Annotated in this window: 28 protein-coding genes; 13 read left to right on the top strand and 15 right to left on the bottom strand. The window is 62.3% G+C overall.

All coding sequences use genetic code 11. From position 1 onward, the window contains the following. Positions 1–15: 15 nt before the first annotated feature. On the bottom strand, positions 16–444 hold the full coding sequence (locus NV1_RS11640; RefSeq protein ID WP_067889391.1) for a PNPOx family protein: 429 nt from the start codon (positions 442–444) through the stop codon (positions 16–18). A 238-nt stretch (positions 445–682) separates the two neighbouring features. Continuing rightward, complete coding sequence (locus tag NV1_RS11645) at positions 683–1,291, bottom strand: TetR/AcrR family transcriptional regulator (RefSeq protein WP_067889394.1); 609 nt, start codon at positions 1,289–1,291, stop codon at positions 683–685. Between the two features lie 119 nt (positions 1,292–1,410). On the opposite strand from NV1_RS11645, the gene NV1_RS11650 reads away from it, so the two are divergent. The 4 genes from NV1_RS11650 to NV1_RS11665 are packed head-to-tail and all read left to right on the top strand — an operon-like array spanning position 1,411 to position 4,996. After that, positions 1,411–2,457, top strand: a complete 1,047-nt coding sequence (locus NV1_RS11650) for an MBL fold metallo-hydrolase (protein WP_067889397.1) — start codon at positions 1,411–1,413, stop codon at positions 2,455–2,457. Continuing rightward, positions 2,454–3,560: a fumarylacetoacetate hydrolase family protein gene (locus NV1_RS11655; RefSeq protein ID WP_067889400.1), complete on the top strand. Its 1,107-nt coding sequence runs from the start codon at positions 2,454–2,456 to the stop codon at positions 3,558–3,560. The genes NV1_RS11650 and NV1_RS11655 overlap by 4 nt, the downstream gene beginning before the upstream one ends. Positions 3,561–3,572: 12 nt before the next feature. After that, a complete protein-coding gene (locus NV1_RS11660) occupies positions 3,573–4,529 on the top strand; it encodes an AurF N-oxygenase family protein (RefSeq protein WP_218026957.1) in 957 nt (318 codons plus the stop codon). Beyond that, entirely contained in the window at positions 4,526–4,996 is a 471-nt protein-coding gene (locus tag NV1_RS11665; RefSeq protein ID WP_084525298.1) for a DUF4873 domain-containing protein, read from the top strand. Before NV1_RS11660 ends, NV1_RS11665 begins: the two co-directional genes overlap by 4 nt. Positions 4,997–5,253: 257 nt before the next feature. On the opposite strand, the gene NV1_RS11670 is transcribed toward NV1_RS11665, so the two are convergent. From NV1_RS11670 to NV1_RS11675, 3 genes are all read right to left on the bottom strand, one after another. Then, on the bottom strand, positions 5,254–5,670 hold the full coding sequence (locus NV1_RS11670) for a transposase (protein WP_067889403.1): 417 nt from the start codon (positions 5,668–5,670) through the stop codon (positions 5,254–5,256). A 385-nt stretch (positions 5,671–6,055) separates the two neighbouring features. After that, positions 6,056–6,181 carry a hypothetical protein gene (locus NV1_RS46340; protein WP_281181820.1) on the bottom strand — a complete coding sequence of 42 codons (126 nt, stop codon included), beginning with the start codon at positions 6,179–6,181 and terminating at the stop codon, positions 6,056–6,058. Further along, entirely contained in the window at positions 6,178–6,831 is a 654-nt protein-coding gene (locus tag NV1_RS11675; RefSeq protein ID WP_067889406.1) for a GDSL-type esterase/lipase family protein, read from the bottom strand. Before NV1_RS11675 ends, NV1_RS46340 begins: the two co-directional genes overlap by 4 nt. A 91-nt stretch (positions 6,832–6,922) precedes the next feature. On the opposite strand from NV1_RS11675, the gene NV1_RS11680 reads away from it, so the two are divergent. The 4 genes from NV1_RS11680 to NV1_RS11695 all read left to right on the top strand — a co-directional run bounded on the left by NV1_RS11680 (position 6,923) and on the right by NV1_RS11695 (position 9,984). Continuing rightward, positions 6,923–7,513: a TetR/AcrR family transcriptional regulator gene (locus NV1_RS11680; RefSeq protein WP_067889409.1), complete on the top strand. Its 591-nt coding sequence runs from the start codon at positions 6,923–6,925 to the stop codon at positions 7,511–7,513. Between the two features lie 144 nt (positions 7,514–7,657). After that, entirely contained in the window at positions 7,658–7,996 is a 339-nt protein-coding gene (locus NV1_RS46765; RefSeq protein WP_373864603.1) for a glycine--tRNA ligase subunit beta, read from the top strand. A gap of 429 nt (positions 7,997–8,425) precedes the next feature. Continuing rightward, positions 8,426–9,571: an acetyl-CoA acetyltransferase gene (locus tag NV1_RS11690; RefSeq protein WP_067889416.1), complete on the top strand. Its 1,146-nt coding sequence runs from the start codon at positions 8,426–8,428 to the stop codon at positions 9,569–9,571. Then, complete coding sequence (locus tag NV1_RS11695; RefSeq protein WP_067889419.1) at positions 9,571–9,984, top strand: Zn-ribbon domain-containing OB-fold protein; 414 nt, start codon at positions 9,571–9,573, stop codon at positions 9,982–9,984. The genes NV1_RS11690 and NV1_RS11695 overlap by 1 nt, the downstream gene beginning before the upstream one ends. Before the next feature lie 40 nt (positions 9,985–10,024). On the opposite strand, the gene NV1_RS11700 is transcribed toward NV1_RS11695, so the two are convergent. Then, on the bottom strand, positions 10,025–10,750 hold the full coding sequence (locus NV1_RS11700; RefSeq protein WP_169813318.1) for a TetR/AcrR family transcriptional regulator: 726 nt from the start codon (positions 10,748–10,750) through the stop codon (positions 10,025–10,027). 272 nt (positions 10,751–11,022) lie between these two features. Between NV1_RS11700 and NV1_RS45080 the strand changes: the two genes are divergently transcribed. Next, positions 11,023–11,214, top strand: coding sequence for a hypothetical protein (locus tag NV1_RS45080; RefSeq protein ID WP_218026958.1), 192 nt, complete (start codon positions 11,023–11,025; stop codon positions 11,212–11,214). A 67-nt stretch (positions 11,215–11,281) separates the two neighbouring features. Here the strand turns inward: NV1_RS45080 and NV1_RS11710 are convergent, their stop codons facing one another. The 9 genes from NV1_RS11710 to NV1_RS11750 all read right to left on the bottom strand — a co-directional run bounded on the left by NV1_RS11710 (position 11,282) and on the right by NV1_RS11750 (position 20,699). Then, complete coding sequence (locus NV1_RS11710) at positions 11,282–12,148, bottom strand: ABC transporter permease (protein ID WP_067889425.1); 867 nt, start codon at positions 12,146–12,148, stop codon at positions 11,282–11,284. Position 12,149: 1 nt separating this feature from the next. After that, positions 12,150–13,016 carry an MlaE family ABC transporter permease gene (locus NV1_RS11715; RefSeq protein ID WP_067889428.1) on the bottom strand — a complete coding sequence of 289 codons (867 nt, stop codon included), beginning with the start codon at positions 13,014–13,016 and terminating at the stop codon, positions 12,150–12,152. Positions 13,017–13,057: 41 nt separating this feature from the next. After that, a complete protein-coding gene (locus tag NV1_RS11720; RefSeq protein WP_067889431.1) occupies positions 13,058–13,717 on the bottom strand; it encodes an Rv1363c family protein in 660 nt (219 codons plus the stop codon). A 31-nt stretch (positions 13,718–13,748) separates the two neighbouring features. Next, positions 13,749–15,050, bottom strand: coding sequence for an MlaD family protein (locus tag NV1_RS11725; protein ID WP_084525301.1), 1,302 nt, complete (start codon positions 15,048–15,050; stop codon positions 13,749–13,751). Beyond that, complete coding sequence (locus tag NV1_RS11730) at positions 15,047–16,066, bottom strand: MlaD family protein (RefSeq protein WP_245713668.1); 1,020 nt, start codon at positions 16,064–16,066, stop codon at positions 15,047–15,049. The genes NV1_RS11725 and NV1_RS11730 overlap by 4 nt, the downstream gene beginning before the upstream one ends. A gap of 80 nt (positions 16,067–16,146) precedes the next feature. Beyond that, a complete protein-coding gene (locus NV1_RS11735; protein ID WP_067889437.1) occupies positions 16,147–17,259 on the bottom strand; it encodes an MCE family protein in 1,113 nt (370 codons plus the stop codon). Continuing rightward, complete coding sequence (locus NV1_RS11740) at positions 17,256–18,260, bottom strand: MCE family protein (protein ID WP_084525310.1); 1,005 nt, start codon at positions 18,258–18,260, stop codon at positions 17,256–17,258. Before NV1_RS11740 ends, NV1_RS11735 begins: the two co-directional genes overlap by 4 nt. Positions 18,261–18,342: 82 nt before the next feature. Then, positions 18,343–19,380 carry an MCE family protein gene (locus NV1_RS11745; RefSeq protein WP_067889443.1) on the bottom strand — a complete coding sequence of 346 codons (1,038 nt, stop codon included), beginning with the start codon at positions 19,378–19,380 and terminating at the stop codon, positions 18,343–18,345. Beyond that, positions 19,377–20,699, bottom strand: coding sequence for an MlaD family protein (locus NV1_RS11750; RefSeq protein ID WP_307628785.1), 1,323 nt, complete (start codon positions 20,697–20,699; stop codon positions 19,377–19,379). The genes NV1_RS11745 and NV1_RS11750 overlap by 4 nt, the downstream gene beginning before the upstream one ends. A gap of 527 nt (positions 20,700–21,226) precedes the next feature. Between NV1_RS11750 and NV1_RS11755 the strand changes: the two genes are divergently transcribed. From NV1_RS11755 to NV1_RS11770, 4 genes are read left to right on the top strand one after another with little or no spacing between them, the layout of a single operon-like run. Next, complete coding sequence (locus NV1_RS11755; protein WP_067889449.1) at positions 21,227–21,703, top strand: MaoC family dehydratase; 477 nt, start codon at positions 21,227–21,229, stop codon at positions 21,701–21,703. A gap of 51 nt (positions 21,704–21,754) precedes the next feature. Further along, on the top strand, positions 21,755–22,948 hold the full coding sequence (locus tag NV1_RS11760) for an amidohydrolase family protein (RefSeq protein WP_067889452.1): 1,194 nt from the start codon (positions 21,755–21,757) through the stop codon (positions 22,946–22,948). Positions 22,949–22,993: 45 nt separating this feature from the next. Further along, complete coding sequence (locus NV1_RS11765) at positions 22,994–23,950, top strand: acyl-CoA dehydrogenase family protein (protein ID WP_067889455.1); 957 nt, start codon at positions 22,994–22,996, stop codon at positions 23,948–23,950. Continuing rightward, a complete protein-coding gene (locus NV1_RS11770; RefSeq protein WP_373864604.1) occupies positions 23,947–25,152 on the top strand; it encodes an acyl-CoA dehydrogenase family protein in 1,206 nt (401 codons plus the stop codon). Before NV1_RS11765 ends, NV1_RS11770 begins: the two co-directional genes overlap by 4 nt. Positions 25,153–25,188 lie beyond the last annotated feature (36 nt).

A 25,188-nucleotide genomic window follows, 5' to 3' on the forward strand; every position in this document is an offset into this window, starting at 1 on the left:
GGTCGATGGAACGATTCAACGGAGGAGGGCGGCAGCATCGGTGTGCGCGACGGGCACCGCGTCATCGCTGTCGAGCATCAGGCAGTAGCGAGTGCCGAATGCCTTGTACGGGGCGGTGACAAGGTCGGGAATCCACCGATAGCCCTCACTGACGTCGACCAACCGAGGGTTGACGTACAAGTGGCCTGTGCCTCCGTGCCATATCTGCGCACCGCCCGCCGCGAGGACATTTTGCACCCAGTTGCGTTGGTGGCCGTAGGTCATCGCAATGACCGCCTTCCCGGCGTCGGTGCCATAGGCCTGAACGGGAACGGGGTACACCTCCGCGGTCTCGCACTGGCGCACCACCACGATCGCGTAAGGCGGAACAGCCCACGAGAAGGTGCGGAACACCGGGTTGAACAGAATCCGGTTGAGGTCGGCAACGATTTGAGGTAGCGCCATGATTGTCCTTCGACACGCACAGTGGTGAAAGCGGTTCCGGCTCCCGGGTCGGACGTCCTCGGAAGAGTGCGCACCCGGATCGAACCCGACAACTACCTTGCTGCCGGAATCACCCTCCTCCATTTACCCTACTTACGGTAGAAAAATTACCGGAGGACGTCAACCCGACAGGCCACCAGAACCTGGGACGAGATACCACGCCGGTAATGCGACCGTCACCGCGTAGAGGAAGGGCCGGTCAGGACGCCGCATCGAGGGCGGCCAGCGCCATAGCTGTGACCTGCTCGGCGAAGACTCCGCGCGGCGCCCGGTCGTGCTCGAGACTCCACTGTTCGAGAGCGCCGAAGATCATCGCCAGCACCCCGACGACACTGACGTCTGCCAGAGGGCCGTCGAGCCCGACCACCGCCTTGGCGACGGGAGCGAGCATTGTGAACAGAGGCTGGTCGACCAGGCTCCGACTGCCCGGACGCGCGCCGACGACCAGAAACCGATAGACCGCGGTATCGCGTTCGACGACTTCAGCAAACGCGTCGACCGCGGTTCGCAGCCGTTCGGCGAGACTCCCGGTCGAGGCGATGATGGTGGCGAGGGGCTTCTGGAATACGTGGACACTCAAGGCCATCGAGAAGTCCGCCTTGGACCCGCACAGATCGTAGACGACCGGTTTGCTGACGCCGGCCGCAGCAGCGATGTCGTTCATCGACACACCGGGCCCTTTGTCGCGGATCACAACTACGGCCGTGTCGAGAAGCTTTTCGCGCTGCCGCTCGCGCTCCTGCTCCGACTTGTACGGTCGCCCACGTCGCGGAGCGGAGTTCGGCCAGCTCATGATGTCACCGATCATAAAGGCGCTCCGTCTCCACTGTTCGACGGCACCGCTGAACTCTGTGTTTCGCGCTTGACTCTCCACCCGCAATTGACCTACTCTCGGTAGGAAATACACCTCTTCGTAAATGGGAACCGATGACCGCACATACGCAATCGAGCCTGCACGGAGAAACGGCCCGCTACGAGGGCGGTATCCACCAGGTTGCCGACGGATGCCTGGCCTACCTGCAACCCAACGGCGGGCTAGGAGAATCCAACGTCGGGTTGATCATTGGCGACGATGCCACGCTGGTCATCGACACCTGCTGGGACCAGAACCAAGCAAGACGGATGCTCGATGCCGCAGCGCCATGGATCGCCGGCAAGCCGATCACCACAGTGATCAACACTCACAGCAACGGCGACCACTGGTGGGGCAACGCGGCGATGCCGCCGGACGCCACAATCATCACCTCCGACGCTTCCCGCGCCGCAATGGGCCGGGAGAACCGGCTCGCGATCGCCGCGTTCACCACCGCCCTCGACATCGGAGCAAAGCTCCCGCTCCCCCACCCTCTCCGCCGATCGCTGCAGGTCGCCCGGACCGAATTCGCACCGTTCGACTTCTGGGGTATACGCATCCGCTATCCGAACCGGACCTTCACCGGCGCGATGACACTGACCGTCGGCGACCACACGCTCGATCTGGTCGAAGTCGGTCCCGCACACACCCCGGGTGACCTGATGGTGTTCGACCGGGAACGCAGGGTCGTGTACGCCGGCGACATCCTGTTCATCGGCCAGACCCCGGTCATGTGGGATGGGCCGGCCGACAACTGGATCGCAGCATTACAGATGATCATCGACTTCGAACCCGCTGCGATCGTACCCGGCCACGGCCCGCTCGCCAGTATCGACCAGGTCGGCGAGCTGCTGTCGTATTTCCAGTGGATGGATTCGGTCGCGACCGCCATGTCCGCCGCCGGGATCCCCCCGAAGGTCGCCACCTTGAACATGCTCAACTCCCGCAACTTCACCAGCAGCCCCTGGGCGAACTGGGGACGGCCGGAGCTGCTGTTCGCGGGAGTTCAGGCCACCTACCGCCAACGCGCCCGCGAGCATCGGGAAGTCAGTCAACTCCAGATGCTCGCCACCATGCGCGGCATCCAGTCCATCGCCGACACGATCGGCACCAACCGATGAAACTGGCCAGCTTCCACAACGGAAGCCACGTGGCCCTCGGCGAGGTCCGCGACGACACCATCACCGAAATTCGCATCGAAACATCCGACGGCATGGTCGTCAACAGCATGCAGTCCTACCTCGAGACCTTGCCACTCAGCCGCGAATTGGTCGAAGAACAACACAGGCACGACACCCGCGACGGTACGCCGTTGCGCGATGCAACACTGCTGAGCCCGATCCCGCACCCACCGATGCTGCTTGACTGCAGCGTGGCGCCACGGCACCTACGACAGGCCGCGGTGACTCTGCTGTCACGGTCGATGCCGAGACCGATCGCCGTCCTCGCCGGCCCGCTGATCAGGCCGACCGTCAGCTGGGCGCTGGCCCGGCAGGCCCACGGGCGAGTGCTCTACTACAAAGCCCGCACAACCAGCGTCGTCGGCGACTCGGCGGTGATTCCATGGCCTGCCTACACCGCATACCTCGACATCGAGCCCGAACTGGCCGTCGTAGTAGGTGAGGTGCCACTCGGAACACCGCCGTCGCTGGTCGCCGAACGGATCGCCGGATACACCATCTTCAACGACGTCTCCGCCCGCGATGTGCAACTGCGTGAGATGATCGGCGGTGGACCGGCCGCATCCAAAGACATGGACAACGGCAACGTGCTCGGGCCCTGGCTGGTCACCGCCGACGAATTCGGCGACCCACTCGACCACCCGGTACACGTCACGACCGACCGCGGACGAGCCTGGCACGGCACCACCGCCGACTATTCCCACGATCCAATCACCGTTATAGCCGAACTCGCCGAGCGCCAGCACCTTTCGGCGGGAACGGTCATCGGGATGGGCACCGTCGCCGATACCTGCGGACTCGAACGCGACGAATGGATAGAACCCGGCGAACACATCGCCATCACCATTGACGGTATCGGCACCCTGCACCAGCAGATCGGAATACCCGCACAACCACCTACGTCCCCCTGGGCATCGCGGCACCTACAGCCGACACCGCCGCAGCACAACACCACGATGTCGGCACGGCAATCCATCACCCGGTCAGGGTTACGCACCCTTCGAACTTCGACGCCGATCACCCGTCACAATCCCGCAGATTAACCCTACCCTCGGTTGGTAAATAATCTCGACAGGAGGATCGCCATTTTCCCGCATCCTACGGCCGCGTCGCCGGAACCAGCGCCCCGAATCGACACCACCTCGACGCGACTGCTGAACTCCTCGGCCGAGCACTCCTACGATCCCGACGTCGACATCGACTGGGCAGCACCACTCGACCCGGGGTCTGTTTATCAACTGCCGCACCGCAATTCGCTGTACGGGACGGCCCTGTGGGACGCACTCACGCCCGAGCAGCGCAACGAACTGGGCAAACACGAACTGGTCGGGATCTCCTCGCTCGGGATCTACGCCGAGATCGCACTCATGCACCAACTGCTGCGCGTTGCCACCGAAGGTGACCCGATCTCACCGGCAGCGCAGTACGCGCTGACCGAGGTGGCCGACGAATGTCGGCATTCGATCATGTTCGGCAAGGCCATCCGTCACGCAGGACTCGAAGTCTACCGGCGCCCCCGGCTCGCGCTGCGGATCGGCCTGGCCGCCGCCACGTTGTTGCCACTGGGGCCTGCCGTGTACGGCAGCTTGCTGCTGGTGGAAGAACTGCTCGATCAGATGCAGCGCGAAAGCATGGCTTCCGATCAAGTGCAGCCCTATGTTCGCACCGTAAACCGTATCCACGTCATCGAAGAAGCTCGTCACATCAGCTTCGCCCGCCAACTGTTCAAACAAGCCGTCTCCGAATCCGGTCCCCGCACCTTGGCGGCGAGCCGGGTCACCTTGGCGGCGGCGGCCTTGGCGTACTCCCGTCTGTTCGTCGACCCACGCGTATACCGCAGCGTCGGCCTCCAACCGCTCCAGGCGTGGCGGATCGCAGTCAACAACCCACACCATCAACAGTCACTGCAATGGATGGCGCGGCGGCTGGTCGCCTTCTTCGAGGAGCAGAGCATGATCCGCGGACCGTTGACCACCAGGATCTGGCGCCGATCCCATTTGTGGCAGGGATGAACCACCCGTGCCCTCATATCGGCCCCGCCATCTCACGTTGGCATCGCCACGTCTCCTCGAAGAGCCGTGCTCGCGACAAACGCGGGCGGAAACTTGTGCGCAAGGGGAACTCTGTAGTGACGGCTGGGACAGATCCGCACGCGAACGACGGCTACTGCGTGTCGGCTGTCGTGGTAATCCGAGATCGCGAAATCCCAGTTCGCGTTAGATTGAGCGGCCGCTATGAACCGATCGACGGTGTCTACCGCTGGTACGGCCGCATCGGCCCGAACGCCACGCTGACCGAAGCCGTAGGCGCCGAGGGCCGTGTGTACGCCCGGATCCGGACACCGTACAGAGAGTGTGATGCGGTGATCGGCGAAGTCGACCTGTGGGGACGATTCAGAATCACCGGCAGGAGCACGCCCCCGTATCCCGTACCAACCCACCTCGGCGAAATCGAGAGGACAAAGGAAATACAACAATGAGTCGTATTCAGGATCTGGCACAATACAGTGGCTCAACAGGATTCGTGTCCGAATTTTCGTGAATCAGCCGGTCGGGTTACTCACCGACTCAACAGACCTCCGATTCTTCTGACTGTCAAGCGGCAGCATAATTTTGAGGTTCAAGGACCGGGTCGCCGAATTCTTTCGCCGGGTCGTAGGGCTGGTGGATTTGCAGGCAGTGGTAGAGCTGACCGAGCATCTTGTTGAACAGGTGCCGGATCGCGGGTGCGTGGTGATCACCGTGGTCGCAACGGCGCCGGTAGTGCTGTTGGCCGGGCCCGGGAAAGAACGACCATGGTGGTGCCCCAGACCCATCCGACAGCCGCCAGGCGGTCGTTCTTGATCCGCCGATGGCTGATGGAGATGGTCTTGCCGGAGGCTCTGGTGACCGGGGCGGATCCGGCGTATGCCTTCAGCGCGCGGGCGTTGGCGAATCGCTTTCGGTCGTCACCGATCTCGGCGAGCATGCGGAAGCCAGTGAGGTCGGCCAGGCCCGGAAAACTGGTAATGACGGCGTAGTCGGGATGCTTGCGGAATTCCTTCGCCGCGGCGTGAAACTCATCGAGCGCCTCGATCTGTGCGCCAGGGCTACGGCGCGGCGGCGAAACCGGTCGAAGAACTGGCCCCGCATCGGAACTCTTCTTAATACCCACTCGGACCGAATCGCATTTGTGCGATGAACGGCTCGATATCACCGACTCAACTTTGCGTGGCGAACTTGTGCCAGTTCATTTCCGGCGCTGGAATTCTTTTCCGGCTCGGCAGCCGCCATCGACGAGGATGTCCACACCGGGTTGACCAATGCGTCGCCCTGCCCGGCGCGCGAGGAATGCCTGTGCGACGTGGACTGCGCCTGTGCCGTTGATGCGCGCGATCTGTTGAGCCGAGCCCATCTGGGGACTGATGCCGGCCGTGTGTACGACTGCTCGGACGTGGCGGCCCCGGTCTCGGCGCCGTCGAGGAGACGCTCGACGGAGTTGCGGTCGGTGACGTCGCAGATGGTGCCGGATGCGTCGATTCCGCGTTCGGTCAGCTCGGCTACGCACCGATCGATGCGGGATCGGTCGAGGTCGGCGATACGACCCGGTGATCGCGGCCGAGAATCTCGGCGGGCGCAAGACCCATGCCTCCCGTACCTCCGGTGATGACTGCGGTCTGGGTCATTGCGGACTTCCGTTCTCGCGGTCGGGCCCGAACGGTGCGAGCAGCGGTCGCAGGACCTCGCTCCACGCTCGATAGCCCGCGGGGCTCAGGTGAAGGTTGTCGAACGTGTATTCCTTGCGCAGCGCACCGTTCTCGTCGGCGAAGGTCGGCCACAGGTCGACGTAGGTGCTTCCGGTTCGGTCCGCGATCTGTCGATATCGTTCGTTCAACGAGCGGATGCGGGAGGCGAAGTACGCACTGCGTGGTGTCATGCTGTTGACGAACAGAGCCGCGCCGGGTGCGGCGGCGCGGATTGTTTCCGCAGTGGTCTCGACCCGGCGGGCGATGCCGGCGGGGTCCTTGAGTCGCCGGGTGGTGTGCAGGTCATTGGTCCCGATCAGCAGAGATATCGCGGCCGGCCGATCGAAAGCTTCGCCGAGTCGGTCGAGGAGATCTTCGGTGGTGTCGCCGTCGATGCCGCGATTGAGGGTGTCGAGCTCAGGGAACAGTTCATCCCATCGGCCGCGCTGGGTGATGCTGTCGCCCAGGAATACGACCTGGTCGGGAGACGGCAGGGAGGTTCGGAACCCAGCGCGTCTACGTCGCGCGTTCGCGGCGACGAAGGGCCGTATGACGGGGACGACGGCGAGGTAGATGCGGTCGGTATTCATCGATTCTGCTCCGTCGCCATGCTCCAGCTCAATTTCAAGAGCGAATGTCACGTTACTCGGGGAGCGTAGCGGCCTGGAATATATTGGGCAAATGACCGACGATCGCCGCCCTGGCCGACCGCGCAGCGAGCGTGCCCGACAGGCGGTCCTGACAGCGACCGCGGGACTCGTCACGGCGTCCGGCTATGACGTGTTGACCATCGATGCGATCGCCGAGAAAGCGGGAGTCGGCAGGCAGACGATCTACCGGTGGTGGTCGAGCAAGGCCTCGATCATCGCCGAGGCGGTTCTCGACGGAGCGCTCGCGCCGTTCGATGTCTCGGCGTACGACGATCTCGATCCACACAGCCTTTTGCACTCCTGGGTCGAAGCGCTGCGCGTTCCCACGAACGCGGCACTCGTGCGCGCGCTCTCGGCTGCCGCGGCGAGTGACGCTGCCGACTCCGCCGCGCTCTACGAGCACGCCACCCGAGCAAGTCACGCCGCACTGGCTTCAGCGTTGCGGCGCGGTCAGGTGGCCGGAACGATTCGCGCGCACCTCGATGCCGAAACTGTGGCAGATGCTCTCACTGGCGCGCTGCTGTACCGAATCCTCACGCGTGTACCGATGCCGGACGACTACGCCGAGTCGTTGCTGCGACCGTTCGATCCGCGCTCGAGACGCGAATCGTCTCGCCGATAATCTTGCACTGCTGGGTATTTCGCCAATCGACGACGAACGCGCCGTGGTCGGACACGGCGGTGCCCAGGCCTCGCGATTTGTGATTCTGCGACGTGGTGTCGGATTCGAAACGGGCCGAGACGGATTGAACCGTAGATTGGTCGGGTGTTCGGTGGGTCCGGGTTGTGGCTTGTCCGAAGGATCGGTGTTCGGGTTGGAGTCGGTCGCGCTGGAGTCAGTAGTCGCCCCCGATTGCCCTCCCGGGCCCACCAATTCGCGTCAACACAACGCGGCCCCAAAACCAGTGCCGCCTACACAAGCGACGGCACCCCGACCCGCGCATTGGAGGGATTCCTTAACGCCCAGCAGGCCACCGCCGCAGACCTGACCCGGACCGAAGCCAATGGCATCGAATACGTCGCCATGGGCTTCGGCCCGGCGCTCGGTCTGCCTTGGCCGCCGCGGTCGCGCCGAACGCCAGCTGTCGTGTGCTGTTCTGGGTAGTCACTGTGCTGCGCCTCGGTGTCGCGGTACTGATCTGGAGGTTCATTCCCGCCACCGAACGCACCGCCGTGGCAGGGCGTTTCGACTATCTCGGCGCTGTCGGACTCGGCATCGCCCTGGTCTGCCTGCTGCTCGCGGTCTGCAAGGGCGGCCAATGGGAGTGGACGAGCGGGACCACCCTCGGACTGTTCGTGGTCGCCCTGGTGGCGACGGTCGTCTGGGGGGGTGTTCGCCACCGGCAACGGCCGTGGACCGCCCCGGCAGGCCCGGACTGCGGTGGGAGACACCAGCGGACCGTTTCCGGTCGCCGGCTTGGTCAAGACCGGTGCTTGCGATCGAGTGATGATCAAGGGCGCTCACCGCAGAGCTTGAGAACATACATTCTCGTTTTCCGAAAATTATGCTTCTTAATGTGTTACTAGTGGAAGCATGGCGAGAAGAAGAGTCGCGGTGGTGGGCGCAACGCTGTCCGATTGCGGCCGAACCCCCGACAAGACCGCGATCACGTTGATGGCCCAGGCGGCGCGCCGAGCGCTCGACGACGCAGGCTTGAAGAAGGCGGATATCCAGGGGTTCGGTGCACACGGCACGCTACTTCCGCCGATCGACGTGGCCGAGGCGCTCGGCCTCAGCCCATCATGGGTCGATTCGACCAACGTCGGCGGCTCGTCGTGGGAGGTGATCGCCGACCATGCTGCGACAGCGATCGCCGCGGGCGAGATGGAAGTAGCGCTCATCACGTACGGTTCGACCGCACGGTCCGATGTCAAACGCCAACGGCGAGGGTCGACCGCGGCCATGAGTACGGCCGGCAGTATGCAGTTCGAGGCGCCGTACGGTGTCACGCTGATCGCCAAATACGCGATGGTCGCTCGCCGGCACATGATCGAGTTCGGCACCACAGCGGACCAGTTAGCGGAAATCGCTGTTGCCGCACACCAGTGGGCCGCATCGAACGAAGACGCTTTCGACCGCGAAGTTCTATCTATCGCCGATGTGGCGGCCGCGCCCATGGTCGCGGATCCTTTCACGACCAAACATATCTGCCTACGCACCGACGGTGGCGGTGCGATACTGCTGGCCAGCGAAGAGGTCGCTCGGCACTGCGCCAAGGAACCGGTCTGGATCCTCGGCGCCGCCGGTGCGGCATCGCACGTGAGCATGAGCGCTTGGCAGGATCTCACCGTGTCGCCGGCCGCCAGATCTGGGCCGGAGGCATTCGGCAAGGCGGGGGTCACTCCTGCGGATATCGATGTCTGCCAGCTCTACGATTCGTTCACCTCCACCGTCCTATTAACGGTCGAGGACCTCGGCTTCTGCGCGAAAGGCGAGGGTGGCGCATTCATCGAGTCGGGTGTGCTGCGGCCCGGCGGCAAACTCCCCACCAACACCGACGGCGGCGGACTAGCGGCCTGTCACCCGGGCATGCGCGGCATGTTCCTGATGGTCGAGGCGGTCCGCCAATTGCGGGGCGAATGCGGTGATCGACAGGTTGCCGATGCGAGTCTCGCCTGCGTAAATGCAATGGGTGGGTTCTTCAGCCAGAGCGCTACCACGATTCTAGGGAAAAATTGATGACCACCTCGAGCAACTCTCCAGCGACCCCCACGCCCGATATCGAAACCGAACCGTGGTGGTCAGCTCTGCGCGGGCACCGGCTGATGTTCCATCGCTGCAACTCGTGCGCGCGTCCTTCCCTATACGTTCGAGGCTTTTGCCCACATTGCTGGAGCGACGATGTCGCACTGGAACGTGCGGCCGGCCGAGGACGACTTTACGCGTGGACGGTTGTCCATCAAGCACCCCAGCCCTTCTCGGAGCGGCTCCCCTACATTCCCGCCCTCGTCGACCTGCCAGAAGGCCTGCGGCTCATGACGAATATCGAGGATTGCCCGATCGGCGAGCTGCGTGCCGACCTCGACGTGCAGGTTGCCTTCCGAAACAGAGACGACGGCTTTGCGATTCCCGTCTTTGTTCCGGTCGCCTGAAGCGACTGAAACTACGCATCCGCTCCGAGGAGCGGCAACCTCACCTCTGTGTCGGAGACTTCGCATCCGCCGTCACAGTCAGCCCACGAACCACAAAGGTCGACACCAGGTCGGCGAGTTCTGCACCGTTCAATTCACGCTGCGGCCGGAACCACCGATTGACCCAGTTCAACGCACCCATGACGATGATGGTGGCGGCTTGCGTGGACCGGACTTCCACAGCATTCTCGGCAATTGCCTGATCGAGTATCGAATGCAGCGCATCCGCATAGCGCCTGTTCAGTTCACGTAAATCGACGAACCTGGGCTCGGCCTCGAGCGTACGGTCGTCCTCCATAGCAAAAACGGAAACCGCGGGATGCTGCTCGAACGACAGCACCGACTCGCGAACAAGCGTCTCAAGACGTTCCAGGGACGGCATAGCCGAGTCGCGAATGGCTTCTGCCCGCAGAACGTTCGCCTCGACCGCATCGAAAACAAGAGCATGAAAAAGGTCCGGTTTCCCTGAAAAGTAGTAATAAAGACTGGCTCGGTCGCCACCGAGCAGCTTACTGATTTGCGCCAGCCTGGTGCCGCGGTAGCCGTTCCGTTGAAATACTTCGATGGCCGCTTCCAAAACCTTGCGACGCCGCGCCTCGTAGTCCGGGTTACCCGTGGTACGGGCCTCGCGACGCCTACGCCCAATGGCGCTGCCAGTCTCGGTAACGTCCGTCTCATCAGTGACATGCTGCCCCGGCACCACAGGGCTCGTCTTCTTCGCGGCCATATGAACATTATTACCCAAAGCCCGCGCAATGGCCGCCACAGCTGCAGTCAACACATCTGTTGACCTATGGTAGACGAGCATATATCGTGATAGTGCGGCCCCTCGCCGATATTCCGTCAGGACCTGTGCCGGTATCCCCAAATGCACGAAAGCCGAGGAACATGATGAGCCTGCGAGCTGGATTACGCCTGCGGTCGCTGAATTCGGGGTGCGAAGTGATCGTCGTCCGCCCGCCCCATACAGCGGGAACCCTCGCGTGCGCGGGCGAGGAGATGGTCGACGGCCCTACGTCATTCGATGGCGCCGAAAATCCCGGCGCTCCCAGAATCGAGCTCGGCAAGCGGCTGCACGATGAAGAGTCAGGCCTGGAGGTGCTATGTGTCCAGGCCGGACAAGGCCCGCTGACGTTCGACGGCCGCAATCTGAAACTGCGTGTCGCCAAAGCACTTCCCGCATCGGACTGATCGCCGTGAGGGCGGCTGCCCTCGCCCTCACGGCACCGATTCAGCGGGATCCGAGCAGCCCGACATGTCAGCCGCTCAAGCGCGCGCCGGCATCGAAGCCCCAAATGGCCAGAGTCATCAACAGGTTGACGAAGACCATGACAGTGATGCTGGCACGCATAGCGCGCCCGGCCGCCACACCGACACCTTCCGGGCCGCCGGCGGAGTAGTAGCCGAAGTAGCACTGGATCGTCGTCGTTATCATCACAAAGATAATCGCCTTCAGCAACGAATAGACGACATCACTGACGCTGAGCACCATTCGAAAGTAATGTTCGTATGTTCCCGGTGATTGGCTGCCGGCTATTCCGATAGCGAATTTCACCGCAATATAGTTAGCTGCGAGACATACTACATACAGTGGGATAACGGCTGTTATGGAGGCCATCAGGCGTGTGGTGACCAGATAAGCGATCGACCTGATACCCAGCGCCTCCATGGCATCGATCTCTTCCGCGATCCGCATGGCGCCCAGTTGGGCGGTGAACCTGCACCCCGCCTGCGCGGCGAACGCAATGGAGGCCATGATGGGGGCCAGCTCCCGAGTCGATGCCGTCGCGGATACGAGCCCCGTCGCCGGCCCGATCCCCAGCAACTTCAAGGCGCTGTAGCCTTCGATCCCGACAAGCGCTCCCGTACAGGCGCCCAGGATCACAACGATGCCAGCAGTTCCCCCGCCGACTATGATCGAGCCGTTCCCCCAGGTCACCATCGAGACCAGACGAAAGAATTCTTTCCTATAAGACCTCGAGACTATAGGCACGGATGCCAAGGCACGGAGTAGGAAGAAGCCCATGTGCCCGAAACGCATGACCGCTTTGCCAGGTATCGCCACTGCCCGTGTCACAGCCCGCACCACAGGGCCGAACCCGAGTGGATAGTACGCCGAGGCCACGTCAGAGCGCCTGCTTCGGAAATATCATCGTGTACAACTGAGTGAACGCCACGTTGACGATCATGAGAAGTACGATCGAGGCGACCACAGTGGCATTCACAGAGCTCGCGACACCACTGGGACCTCCTTTCGTGCTCAACCCCTTCTGGCAGGCCACGACCGTCACAATCAAACCGAAAACCACCGCCTTTACCATCGCTAAATACATATCTCCAACCGCAGCGAACGAGGAGAAAGTAGCGATAAAACTGCCAGGCGTCCCACCTTGTACATATACGTTGAACAAGTAACCAGCCAGAAAGCCGACGTATGCACTCAATCCGGTCAAACCGATGGCTATGACGATTCCCGCGGCGACCCGCGGTACCACCATTCTTCGCAGCACCGACACACCCATAACCTCCATCGCGTCTATCTCTTCACGGATAGTGCGGGAGCCCAGATCGGCGCACACTGCCGAACCAACCGCCGCAGCGAGCAGCATGGCCGTAACCACCGGCGCCGCTTGGCGAATGACCGCGAGGCCGCTCGCGGCGCCGGCGAGGGACGTGGCTCCGACCTGACCGGCGACCAATCCGAATTGAATCGACAGCGTCGCGCTTATCGGCAGGGCCACAGCTATCGTCGGCAATGTCGATGTCTTGATCATGAATGCGGCCTGGCGAACGAACTCGTGGAAAGCGAACTTTCCGGTAGCGATATCGACGAACATATATCCCAAGGCGGATACTCCCATGATGGCCTGCTGCCCCGCCGTGTCCATCGAAGCGATCGGATGCCGCCGAAGATAGCCGGACACCCATCTCGAGATTGCCGTACCCGGTCTTGGGGGTATTGCCTCATTCCGCGGATGTTCGACAGTCACCATCGGTACTCACCACCGTTCGAGAATGATCGTGCTGGATCTGCTCATACCATCTCGACCTCACTGGCCAGCCAACGGCCACCGATCTTGTCCATGGTCATGACGATCCGACTGCGATCGACCCGTGGATCCGGGCTCGTGGAGTTCGTCACCGTCTGATCGACGAACAACAGCACTACTACACGAGTCTTCGTGGCAGATTTTGTGCTGGAGTCAACGACTTTCCCCTGACTCGACGCATGGCTCTGTACGAGCATGGACTTCAATTGCTCGCTCGAATCGGAGTACATATCCTTGAATTTCCCGGTTGCACCCGCGAGTACCTCGGTGAAGTTCTGATCGAGATGCTGGGAATCGATGCTGGTGAGTGTGACCGCGTAGGCCGACGCCGTGGCAGTCGCTTGCTGCGCTGCCGTGTCGATACTGTCGCGATCGTTCAACTTATTACCGAAGACAACCGCGAAGGTCGATGCGGTGATCAGTGCGGCGACGACTACAAGACCCAGCAACCCCCAGGCCCAGCGCCGCCGACTCCGCCAGTGCGTGTGATCGCCTTCCGCAGTATCCGAAACAGAATCCTCCGTTTCGGACCGCACTTCCACCGATGGGGATTCCTGATCGGCAACGCTGATGTTCTCGGTGTCTTCCGGGCTCTCGATTACCTGTACGCCCGCTTTGCCCGTCCCATTGCTCGAGTCATTCATGACATCTCCTCTTCGGCATAATCTCTCTGGTTCACTTCGGCGGCACATAGGAGGGCGCCGGAGCGCCGCCGAACGGCATCGGAATCGACAATCGGTCGTGTGGCGTCGGATCGGCCGTCGCGCGCGGGTCGACACCGTGCGGCCGATGCGCGGTGTCGTCTCCCGGCGGCCTGGGGGCGTTCCGCGCCCCTCGGGGCAGAAGTGCCGGATCCTGGTCGTCACAGTCGGCGTACAGAAACGGTTCCGGGAAGCTGGGTTCGGTGATGGGAGGATTCGGCAAGTTGTAGTCGCATTCCTTCCGGGGATAGATACTGGCCAACGCCCATACCCCGCCGTCGTGGAATACCGACCTGACTGCATCCGCCGCCGAACCCTGACGTTGTTTCGGGAAGAACAGCTCGCGCATAGCAGGCGCGTGCAGGTAGGCCATTTGTGTCACAGTGACGAGATTTCCGAGTAGTTGAACCATGGTCGGCGAGTTGTCCGCGATGATCTGGTCCATCGCGGTCAGTGTCGACGGAGTGATATCGACGAGTCTCTTGAAACCGCCGGTCCGCGCCTCAACCCCGGCGAGGGTACGGTCGAGTTCGCCAGCGGTCGCCCGGAGCCCCGGGCCCAGATCATGAACGGTATCGAGAACAATCTCGCTGTTGTGCAACAGGCTTACCGTTTGCGGCAGCACCGATCCCAGGGTTGTGATCAGGAAAACACCGCCGTCGATAATAGATGCCAGCTTCTCCGGCGCCGCGGAACCGGCACCGAGTTCGTGGACTATGCTTTCGATTTTCGCCGGGTCCACCTGGACGATCGTGCCGTTGAGATCGTCGAGCAGTTGCGCGAGCGTGACCGGGGTCGATGTCTGGGTTGTTCCGATTACCGAGCCGTCGCGCAGGTAGGGGCCGCGCGTGCTGGTCGGCGAGAAATCGAGATACTGTTCGCCTGCGGCCGACAACGCGGCAACGTAAACACTGGATCGCTCGGAAATCCTGGTGCCCCCATCGATCGCCGCCACCGCGACAACGCCGCCGCCGGCGGTGAGCTCGACAGAGACAACCCGTCCTACCCGCTGGCCGCGGACAGTGACATCGCGACCGGCCAGAAGACCGCCCGACTGCGCCAGATGGACCTGAACCCGGTATTGCGATACCAAGGGATTGATCTCCAGCGCTCCGAATACCAGATATGAGGCACCCAGTATCAGAGTGAGAAAGAGCGCTGCCCACGACACCGCGATCCGATGCCGGAAGAGCCGGGTAACCACCGTGACCACTAATCCGAGGACATGTTCCAGCACACCGGTGGTGGCCCGCGGGCGGCTGGACGCGCCCCTCATCGTCTCGGTCCGATCACTCGGTCGTGGAGCCGGTTCAACGAATATTCGAGCGACCCGACGAAGTTCACCCAATCGGTCGGGTCCGGCACCTTGGCTGCCGGGTTGCCTGGAAAGTTGAGATCCGGTATCGCGCCTGCGGCGATCTGCCGTACGTCGACATCGACATCCCCTCCTGTCGAGGCCGACAGTTTGGTGAGGATCGAGAGCGTGTCGTTGAGCGAATCCAGATTCGCGTTCGGGTTGGCGCTGGCCGCGCTCATCCCCGCGGCGAGGTGGTCTACATCGGCAAGCAGGCTTCGCCGAGAGGTTCCGTTGACGGAGGGAAACTTCTCGAGTTGCCGCGCGATCTCGTTCACCTCGGCGATGAGATCGGTGATGTTCCGAGTATCGCTGCTCACGACGGTAAGCGCGGGACCGGCAGCGGCGATGATGTCGGTCAACGTCGACTGTTGTGCGGCCAGTGTCGCCGTCAACGCACCGGCTTTTTCGTCGACATCATGAATTTGCTGAGATCGCGCCGACAACTTCTCGACCAGTGTGGTCGTATTGGCGATCAATGTCGCGAGGTTGTCGCCCTTTCCGGCCAGTTGCTTTCCCAGGCCGTTGAGCACCTGGGTGAGATCACGAATCGCGCCGCCGTCGACCAGCAGCGCCGCCCTGGACAGGACGTCCTCGATGGTCGCCGAGGCCGAGGTCGACGCGAGTGGGATCGAGTCGCCGTCGTGCAGCACCCCTCCCCCGGGTAATGGGCTCGCCGGCGGCGACAACGCCACGAATACGTCTCCAAGCGGGGTCGCCGACCGAAGTTCCGCGGTCGTACCAACCGGCAACGACACAGTGGACTCGATGTGCATGGCCACTACCGCCGTATAGTCACGAGCCGTCATCGAAGCGACCTCACCGACCACGTCACCGCTCTCCTGCACCTTGGCTTTCGCAGGAAGGTTCAGCGCATTGGCGAAACTCGCGGTGAGGGTATAGAAATGGGAACCGACCGAAGGAGCGGGCAACGGCACGCTTTCTACACCCGCCGAGCATCCCGCCACACCCAAGCACGAGACAGTGACCAGTATCGTCATCATCGCTTTGCGCTGGATCATTTGGGCAGACCCGCAATCCCCGCCAGCATGGATACGATTCCGAAGTCCGGCCCCATATCCGAAAGACGCCCGGTATCGCAGCCCAGCTGTTTCATATGAAGCAGATTGCATACTTCCTTCACCATCTGCCCATCCAGGACAATCTTGTCCAGATCGGCGTGCACCCGGACCGCGCCGACATTTTGGTCGACCACTGCGTAAGCGTTGTCGGTAGCCAGTGGAAACACGTCCAGGAATTCCGCGATACTGCGGTTGTAATCCGACAGCGTTTTGGCCACTACATTCGACTGAGACACCGTTGACCCCAGATTCCCGCGATTTTTCTGCAATATGTCGGTGGCTTGCGCCAGAATTTGCTCTAGCATGGCTCCGGTATTGCCGGTTCCGAAATTCTGGTCTGCGAGCAGATCGCTGAGCTGCCGGACACCTGTCGCGAAATCACGTATCGTGCGGTCGTTCTGTGCAGCAGCCGTCGCCATTGTATCCAGATTGTCAATCACCTTGGTGAGCGCATCGCGGGTGAGCGCGCGTTGGCCGTCGTTCATCTGCAGCGCCTTCGCGAGCTGGTCCAAAGAGCTCTTGATATCGTCACCGTTATGGTTGGTGATTGCTGCGCCGATATTCACCATATTCGCTATCGGGCCATGCCCGGCGCCATCGCCACCGAGCGATTTCGACAGCCTGTCCACCATTGCCAGTACGCTGTCGAATTCCACCGGAGTCCGTGTGTGATTCAGTCCTATCACAGCTCCGTTTGCCAGTGCCGAACCACCATTGTAAGCCGGGGTGAGCTCGATATGACGATCGGTAAGCACAGAATCGGATACAATCACCGCCATCGCGTCGGCTGGAATCGCGACGGTCTTGTCGAGGCTCATTCCGACATCTACCTCGTCGCCCTTCTGAACGATACTGGTTACTTTTCCGAGACGCATGCCGAGTACCGAAACCGAATTTCCGGCATACAGACCCGCCACACTGTCGAACTGCGCGGTGATATTGATTTCATTGTCGTCCAACCGCACAAGAGGTACTCCGGAACAACCTACCAGGCCGAACAGAAAGACGACGATGGCGAAGAGTTTCGCTGAACGGGGTACTCGCCTCATTTGCAGTCCTTGAAATAGGGCGGGAGATCGGCCTGCGCCGACCGTGCGCTCAGCGCGCACATGAACGAGTCCACGAATGCTCCGGCCGGCACGTTCGCGTCGAGTTCGGGACCGCTACCCGTCAGATTCGCCCACGTTCGCCAGGGCACCGGAAGTATCTGCAGTACATTTCGCAGCAGGTCATCGTGCCTGCTCAGCATGCCGAGCATGGCATTCAGGTTGTCGAGCAAGCCTTGCACCTGCGAGCGGTCGTCCACCGCTATCGGCTTCAATTCCCGGACCACGGCACTGGTGGCACTGATCATCAGCTCGATCGAATGCCGCCGGGCCTGAATTTCCTGCAGCAGATCCCTTCCCTGGGTGAACAGGACACCGAGATTCGCTTGCTGATCCCTGATCACCGTCGTCAACCGGCTCGTCGTGGTGAGTAACGAGCCGATCTGCCCACGCCGGTTCGCGATAACCACGGACAGCGTGCGAATATTCTGCATCACGGGGGTTATCAGCTGCGGTAACCCGCCGAGCTGGCTGGACAGCTTCGTCAGCGCGTCGCCTACCTTATCGGCATCGACCTGGTCGAAGGTCGTGGTGGCGCCGGCCAGTGCGGACTGCAGATCGTACGGAACGCTGGTGTGCGCCAACGGAACCCTGCCGCCTGGCAAAGAACCCGATCCCGCCGGAACCAGGTCGACGTAGCGCGAGCCGAGTAGTGTCGTCAGCTTGATCGACGCGCTCGTATCCGCGCCCAGTTCGATGTCGTCGGCGAGGCTCATCGTGACGACCACATGGTTGCCCGCGAGGCGTATACCGACGACATGCCCTGCGGATACGCCCGCTACGGTCACCCGGTCCCCCGCCTCGAGCTGGGCCGCCTGAGCGAAGTCGGCTTCCACGCTGCGTTGTCCGACGTTCAGCGAAGAGACGACAAGAACGATCGTCACCGCCACGACGAGCACCGCCACAGCCGCTGAGCCCAGCCACGCGTTCCGGTCACGCTGCATACTGCGAAATGTCGCATGTCTCAGCTGCGACGATGCCGCGGTCATGCCTTTCGGAAATACGTTCGAACGCACCACTGCCTTCTCACCTACATCTCGGGGAGTGCTCGGCGTTGCCGCCGGGGGTCGCGGCATCGACGATTTCCGGGATCAACGGCGCCATACCGGGAACCAGCGACAGTCGTACGTCGCAGACGTACGCATCGACATAACTTCCGCTCTGTGCCATGCGGGCGAGCCCTTTCAGCAGGAGCGGCAGGTTGAAGCTGAAATATTCGAACTTGTACTTATTGTCCACGAAATGCTGGGTGAACCCCGGCTTCCGACCCAGCATGCCGTTCAGTTCGGGCTCGACGCCGGAAAGAACCGTGGACGCCTTCCCGACCACATCGGAGATCCGATCCATCGAATCGAATAAGTCTTTGCGATTACTCTCCAGACCGGTCATTATCGAGCGCGTCTGCGCTATCACCGTCGTCAGGTTGGCGCTCTGGTTCGCAAGAGCGCCGACGACGCTGTCCAGGTTGGTAATGACCTGGCCGAGGATCTCGTCCGGGCCCGCGAACGACCGCGCGAGCTGCGCCACGTCCGCAACCAGTACGGTGATCGCCCCGTTATTTCCCTGCAGAGCCTTGATCAGCGCATCCGATATATTGTCTATCGCATTACGGTCGAGCGTGCTGAACAACGGCTCGAAACCGTTCAGCAGACGGGAAATATCGAAGGAAGGCTCGGTATGGTCGACCGCGATCACCGCACCCGGCCGCAACGGCGTAGTGCCGCTTTTCTTGTCCGATGCCAAACCGAGGTAGCGTTGCCCGATCAGATTCTGGTATGTCACCGATACAGTGGTGTCGGCGCGCAGGACCTGGTTGCTCTGTACGTCGAAGACTACTTTCGCGAGCGTCCGGTCGAGTTTTATCGAAGCGACACGGCCTACGCGTACGCCAGCCATGCGGACATCGTCGCCTACATTCAGTCCGGACACGTCGGTGAAAAGGGCAGAGTAGCTGTTCGTCGGCCCGTTGATCCGACGCTCGAGGGTCGTAAAAACCGACCAGGTCAGAAATACTGTCACGACGAGGAATACCGCCAGCACGAGTAATGATTTGCGGTAGGTCATTTTCCGCCCCCATTCGGGGTATCGGTTATCGATACGCTGGTCCCGCGGATCACGGGGCCGAGCAGAATATCCGAGGCGGCGTTGGGTCCTCCGCCGAGGATCGAGGCGATCTGCTGCTGCTCGTGCAGGCTGCCGACAGGCCCGATGGCGGTGCTCGCCAAACCGGGCGGCACCTGGAAATCTCCGGGCCGAAGACCTGCCGCGACCGGTGGCACGGAATTCACCGGGCCCGTCGTACAGCTGGGGCCGCGCAGATCGCCGTATCTCGGGCAATCTGCTCGCGTGTACTGACGATTGGGCGTCAACTGCACGATGACGTCGCCGGTCAGCCGTTGCTTGTTGCGGTCCCAGACCTTGGTCGTGAACACGGTGGTGAGTTGTGTGATCGAGGTGGTGATCTGCGGAAAATGACTGGCGCCGTCGCCCAGAGCCGCCACCATCGGCGAGGCGTGGCCGGTGATCTGGATGATGCGGTCGGTGTTGTTGTCGAGCGCGCTGCCGATCGTCGCGGACGTGTGTAGCCCGCCGGTGAGCAATGCGGAAAGATTTTCCTTCTCCTGCGCGACAGCCAGCAACGGCAGCACCGCATGGTGCAGAGCGTCGAGCAATTCGGGCGCAGCGAACTCCAGATCGTCGAGGGCACGTGCCAGCGAGTCGATCATGGACGACGCCGCGGTGACGGATACGGCCCGGTCGAGTTGGTCGACGATATCCCGCAGCTGCAGCCCCGCGTTGTGTATGCCGGCGCCCTGACCGCTGGTCGCTTCGGCCAGGACGGCCAGCATCCCGACAGTCTTGTCCGCGCCGTCGCGGCCGACCGCCGCCATGATCCGGCGGAGCTGATCGAGCGAGGTCTGCAGCCGCACGGTCGCCAGGCTGCGATCTTGCGCTATCCGGGCCCCGCCGGTCAGCGCCGGCGCTTCGCCCTTGTACAGCAGCTGGACCGATGGGACGGCGAAGACGTTGCTCGGGACCACGCGTGCTGTCACCGTCTCCGGGATATCGTGCACAGCGGGTTCGTCGAGTTCGATCGAAACGTCAGTCATATCGCTCTGGGCCGCGGGCGCGACTTTGGTCACCGTGCCTACCCGAACGCCCTGGAACTTGACGTCGGATTTCGGCGGCAGTCCGTCGCCGACATCCTGCATCAAGGCCGTGATCGCTACGGTCCGGCGGAAGGTCCCCCGTGACTGGGCGATCATCACTGCGGCAACGAGAATTATGACGACTATAAAACAGAGTCCGGCCAAGAATAATTGAATTCCTGATGGCCCTCGGCCGCTTGGTTCGAATGTCGTGGACACGTTAAAATCACTCACTCGCGTATGACTTCAAGGCCGAGCGACGGACCCTCGACAGAAGTCCACGCTAGGTCGTACTCAGTGAAGTTGGCATTGCTCTCCGGCTTTCACACACTCGCCGCCAGGTTCCTGATACGACCTCCAGCAAATTGCGAAAATTAGACCGCTGCGGCAACTGTAACCCAGGTCACATGTCCTGTCAACGCGCGAGTTGACGACCATCGGGACCACCCCCACGGCCACAACGAGGCAGGCAGCGGACTACGGAACGCGCCAACCTCATTTGGCGACGATGTCCGCGTGGCTGTCAACATCAGTGTTGACAGCCCCTCTGCCGTCGGCTAATCTGGGTGCCAGATTGGGGAAGAGTCTCATGGACGAACCCCTGGCAAACCAATGACTCGGCATTCCCGAGTGGAAGCGGCAAACTGATATCGAATATTCATCGAACAGCGTCGGCTATGCCTAGCGAAGGCATTCGCCGAGAGCGGCCTCTTTATGTTCGGCCGGCGCCCAGGTGAATATCTCTATTGCGCGGAGGCCAAATGATCGGCGCGGCACCAGCTGTCGAGTACGAGAGCCTGTCGGATTTCGCATCCATGCTGGGTAAACATCTCGGCTACAGCGGCTGGCATACCTTGGGCCAGGAGCAGGTAGATGCATTCGCGGCAGCGACCGGCGACCATCAATGGATTCACACCGACCCCGTTCGAGCCGCCGACGGCCCGTACGGTGGCACCATCGCACACGGCTACCTCGTACTGTCTCTGGTTCCGATTCTGGTTCAGCAGATCTACCGGGTGTCGGGTCTGTCGATGGCGGTGAACTACGGCTCCGACAAACTGCGGTTCCCGGCACCGGTCCGAGTCGGTTCACGTATCCGGGCCGGCGCCGAACTCACCGCTATCGACATAACCGAGGGGCGCGGGCGCGCAACCGTGCGGGTGACGGTGACGGCCGACGGCGGCGATCGCCCGGTATGTGTCGTCGACACCATCGCAGTCATGGTCGCCGCCGACTGACCCACCCGACCGCACGAGATTCCCGTCACGACAGAGGAGTTGCGTAAGTTCATGACGACGCTCGACTACGGCATATTCGATTGCGACACGCATTGTTACGAGACGCGTGACGCCTTCACCCGCTACCTGCCGAAAAAATTTCTCGATCGTGCCATCACGCCGGTGCGGACCGCCGACGGCGCGGAAGCCATCATGGCCGGGCACCGGATCGCGACATTCAACAGCGAGTCTGGGCTGGGATTCGATCTGGCCTATCGACCGGGTTCGCTGAAGGAGATGCTCAAGCAGATGGGCTCGGGAAATCCCGACGAATCCTACGAGCCGCAGCCCATGCGCCCGGAATATATCGAACGAACTCCCCGTCTCGAATTAATGGAACGTCAATCCGTCGATCGAGCCGTGATATTTCCTGCGGGTATGGCACTGTCCGCCGAACATTACGTCGACGACACCGAGGCGCTCTACGCAAATATTCGTTCCTTCAATCGGTGGTTCGATGAGGTCTGGGGATTCAATTATAAGGAAACTCTGTACGCGACAGCGCTATTGTCGCTTCGCGATCTCGATTCCGCGATAGCCGAGACCGAGGCCATCATCGAACAGGGCGCCAAACTCGTGCTGTTGCCGACCGGACCGGCGTACGGCAGGTCGCCCGGCGACCCGTATTTCGATCCGGTATACGCACGCCTGGCAGAAGCCGGCTGCATCCTGGTATTCCACATCCAGCCGTTCTGGTATTTCGATGCCATCTCACCCGACTGGGGGCACAGCTCCGACCCTGCCGCATGGCATATGTCGGCCTGGCAGTGGATGAACGTCTACGGCCAACGTCCCGTCGAGGACACGTTGTCGGCGCTGATCTTCGATAATCTCTTCGGAAGATTCCCGGCCTTGAAGGTGCTGGTCGCCGAGCACGGTGCCGAATGGATACCGCCATTTCTCAGGCATATGGACAAGAGCCGTGGCATGGGCCGGAACGGTCCGTGGATCGGGGGCCGGCTGACCGAACGGCCTTCGGAGATCTTCCGGCGGCATGTACGCGTGGCCCCTTACCCGGAAGACGACATCCCGGCCCTCGTCTCCGGTTTGGGCGATGCGGATTGTCTGGTGATGGGCTCGGACTTCCCTCATGCCGAGGGCGTCGCCGAACCGGCCGACTTCGCCGACCTGCTCGCGCCGCTCGATGACGGGACCGTCCGGCAGATCATTCGTGGTAATGCAGATGACCTGTTCGACCGCAACTGACCGGACCATCCGGTCCGGTCACGCCGTAGAAGAGACGGTGCCACAGTGAGCAGCGGCAATTCCGATATGGATCTGCTCCGGCAGACAGCGCGTGAATATCTCGCCAAACGCGGGGCATCCGGCTCCCTCAGCGGTCTGGCGGCATTGGACTGGATCGGTCTGCTGGTCGACGAAGAACTTTCCGGCGCCGGCTGGCGCCCGCTCGAAAGTTGCGTCGTCGCAGAAGAATTGGGTCGTGCGTGTGACGGTTCACCATGGCTGGGTACCGTGCTCGCGGCCGCCGCGGTATCCGGCGCCCCGGCCGAGATCCGCGAACGGTGGCTGCCGTCGCTGTTGAGCGGGGAGGCCGTCGGTGGTTTCGTGATGGCCGGCCGTTCGGTGCGGATTGTGGCCGCCGACGAGGCCGACCTGCTGATCGTCGCCGCGCCGACGGGACTGCGGTTGATCGAACAGCTCGCGGGTCAACCGCGTCGGCCCGACCCCGACTCGCTCGATTCCACTCGGTCGATATGGCGAGTCGACATCTCGGCGGCCACCGGCACCGATATCGGCGATTCCGCTCGCTCGACGCTGATGTGTGCGATGGGGCAACTACTCGTCTGCGCGGATGCGATCGGCGCCATGGCCGGCGCACTGGAACGACTGGTGACCTATCTGTCGTCCCGCATAGCGTTCGGTGCTCCGATCGCCAGCTTTCAGGCCGTGCGCCATCGACTGGTGGACCTTCTCGTCATCGTCGTGAAAAGCCGTGCGGTGGTGGCGAAGGCGGCCCGGGCACTGGCCGAGGGCGCCGACGCGACAGCTCTCGCCGCCACGGCCCACGCCTTCGTGGTCTCCAAGGCGGTATGGCTGATCGACGAGTGCATGCAGCTTTCCGGAGGTATCGGTTTCACCTGGGATTACCCCCTCCACCACGAGCTGCGTCGCGTCTCGGCGGACGCCTGGTTGATGGGCACGGCCCGCGACAGTCGCGCTCACCTCGCCGAGGTGTCGGGATGGTGAGCCCCGCAGCGGTCCGCCCGTCCGAGCGGGAGCTGGCCATGTTCCGGGTGCGGGTGCGGGAGTTCATCAGCGACAACGCCCCTCCCGTGACGGCCAGAGAAGGGCACCGCGCCCCCGAGAATCCGCAGCAGGAGGCACTGCTGCGGTCCTGGTTCGCGGCACTGTTCGCCGAGGGCCTCAGTGGTGGCGACTGGCCCGTCGAATACGGCGGGCGCGCCGATCACCATCCGCTGCACGACCGCATCGTCAGTGAGGAGATCCTGCGCGCTCGGGCGCCACGTCCGGTCGACCAGGTGAACCTCGCCGCACATGTGCTCCTGCACTTCGGCACGGCGGCACAAAAGCAAATCTATCTACCACCGATCCGACGCAGCGAACATATCTGGTGCCAGCTGCTGAGCGAATCCGATGCCGGCAGCGATATCGCCGCGGTGCGATCCAGGGCAGCGCCGAATTCGCAGGGCGGATGGACTTTGAACGGGCACAAGATCTGGATCACCGACGGACACTGGGCCGATATGGGCCTGGCGCTGGTGAGAACCGACCCGTCGCAGGCACGCCATCACGGCCTGTCCGTCTTCCTGGTACCGATGACGGCACCGGGTATGGAGGTACGGCCGATCCGGACGGCCGCCGGTACCTTCGAGATCAACGAGGTGGTTTTCGACGAGGTCGCCCTGCCGCCGGAATCACTCGTCGGCCGGCCGGGACAGGGCTGGTCGATCATCATGACCGGACTGGAGTTCGAACGTTTCGGTATCGGCGGCAACGTCGTGCTGCTCGAACTACTCATCGATGACCTGCTGCTGCTGGCTCGTCATCTGGAGATAGACGGCCGTCCCCTCATCCACATCGACGATATCCGCCACCGTATCGCCGAATTGGCGGTCGAGGCGGAGGTAGCGAAGGCATTCATCGACGACCATGTCGAACGGATGCTCGACGGTGCGGACGCCACCGGTGACGCAGCCGTGGCGAAGATCAGCTTCGCGGAGACCTACCACGCGATCGCGTCCTTCGGCGCGGCGCTCGCAAGCTCGGCCGTACCTCGCGAATTCGGCAGCACCGACGAGATCGAACAGGCGAAACAGCGACTGCGCGAGTGCTGGCTGTGGTCACGGGCCTACACCATATCGGGCGGCAGTACGGAGATGATGCGCAATGTTCTCGCCAAACGCCGGCTTGGCTTACCGGATTCGTGATATGCCGGTTTCTCGGCCGATAACCGTCGCCGTCGA

Origin of the sequence: Nocardia vaccinii NBRC 15922, from assembly GCF_001613305.1 — a bacterium.
In the GTDB taxonomy this organism is placed as follows: Bacteria; Actinomycetota; Actinomycetes; order Mycobacteriales; family Mycobacteriaceae; genus Nocardia; species Nocardia vaccinii.

Excerpts from the sequence above, each read along its gene's own strand:
- NV1_RS11640 (WP_067889391.1), bottom strand. The coding sequence starts at position 444 with ATGGCGCTACCTCAAATCGTTGCCGACCTCAACCGGATTCTGTTCAAC.
- NV1_RS11645 (WP_067889394.1), bottom strand. The coding sequence starts at position 1,291 with ATGATCGGTGACATCATGAGCTGGCCGAACTCCGCTCCGCGACGTGGG.
- NV1_RS11650 (WP_067889397.1), top strand. The coding sequence starts at position 1,411 with ATGACCGCACATACGCAATCGAGCCTGCACGGAGAAACGGCCCGCTAC.
- NV1_RS11655 (WP_067889400.1), top strand. The coding sequence starts at position 2,454 with ATGAAACTGGCCAGCTTCCACAACGGAAGCCACGTGGCCCTCGGCGAG.
- NV1_RS11665 (WP_084525298.1), top strand. The coding sequence starts at position 4,526 with ATGAACCACCCGTGCCCTCATATCGGCCCCGCCATCTCACGTTGGCAT.
- NV1_RS46340 (WP_281181820.1), bottom strand. The coding sequence starts at position 6,181 with ATGACCCAGACCGCAGTCATCACCGGAGGTACGGGAGGCATGGGTCTT.
- NV1_RS11675 (WP_067889406.1), bottom strand. The coding sequence starts at position 6,831 with ATGAATACCGACCGCATCTACCTCGCCGTCGTCCCCGTCATACGGCCC.
- NV1_RS11680 (WP_067889409.1), top strand. The coding sequence starts at position 6,923 with ATGACCGACGATCGCCGCCCTGGCCGACCGCGCAGCGAGCGTGCCCGA.
- NV1_RS11690 (WP_067889416.1), top strand. The coding sequence starts at position 8,426 with ATGGCGAGAAGAAGAGTCGCGGTGGTGGGCGCAACGCTGTCCGATTGC.
- NV1_RS11695 (WP_067889419.1), top strand. The coding sequence starts at position 9,571 with ATGACCACCTCGAGCAACTCTCCAGCGACCCCCACGCCCGATATCGAA.
- NV1_RS11700 (WP_169813318.1), bottom strand. The coding sequence starts at position 10,750 with ATGGCCGCGAAGAAGACGAGCCCTGTGGTGCCGGGGCAGCATGTCACT.
- NV1_RS45080 (WP_218026958.1), top strand. The coding sequence starts at position 11,023 with ATGGTCGACGGCCCTACGTCATTCGATGGCGCCGAAAATCCCGGCGCT.
- NV1_RS11715 (WP_067889428.1), bottom strand. The coding sequence starts at position 13,016 with ATGGTGACTGTCGAACATCCGCGGAATGAGGCAATACCCCCAAGACCG.
- NV1_RS11720 (WP_067889431.1), bottom strand. The coding sequence starts at position 13,717 with ATGAATGACTCGAGCAATGGGACGGGCAAAGCGGGCGTACAGGTAATC.
- NV1_RS11725 (WP_084525301.1), bottom strand. The coding sequence starts at position 15,050 with ATGAGGGGCGCGTCCAGCCGCCCGCGGGCCACCACCGGTGTGCTGGAA.
- NV1_RS11735 (WP_067889437.1), bottom strand. The coding sequence starts at position 17,259 with ATGAGGCGAGTACCCCGTTCAGCGAAACTCTTCGCCATCGTCGTCTTT.
- NV1_RS11740 (WP_084525310.1), bottom strand. The coding sequence starts at position 18,260 with ATGCAGCGTGACCGGAACGCGTGGCTGGGCTCAGCGGCTGTGGCGGTG.
- NV1_RS11745 (WP_067889443.1), bottom strand. The coding sequence starts at position 19,380 with ATGACCTACCGCAAATCATTACTCGTGCTGGCGGTATTCCTCGTCGTG.
- NV1_RS11755 (WP_067889449.1), top strand. The coding sequence starts at position 21,227 with ATGATCGGCGCGGCACCAGCTGTCGAGTACGAGAGCCTGTCGGATTTC.
- NV1_RS11760 (WP_067889452.1), top strand. The coding sequence starts at position 21,755 with ATGACGACGCTCGACTACGGCATATTCGATTGCGACACGCATTGTTAC.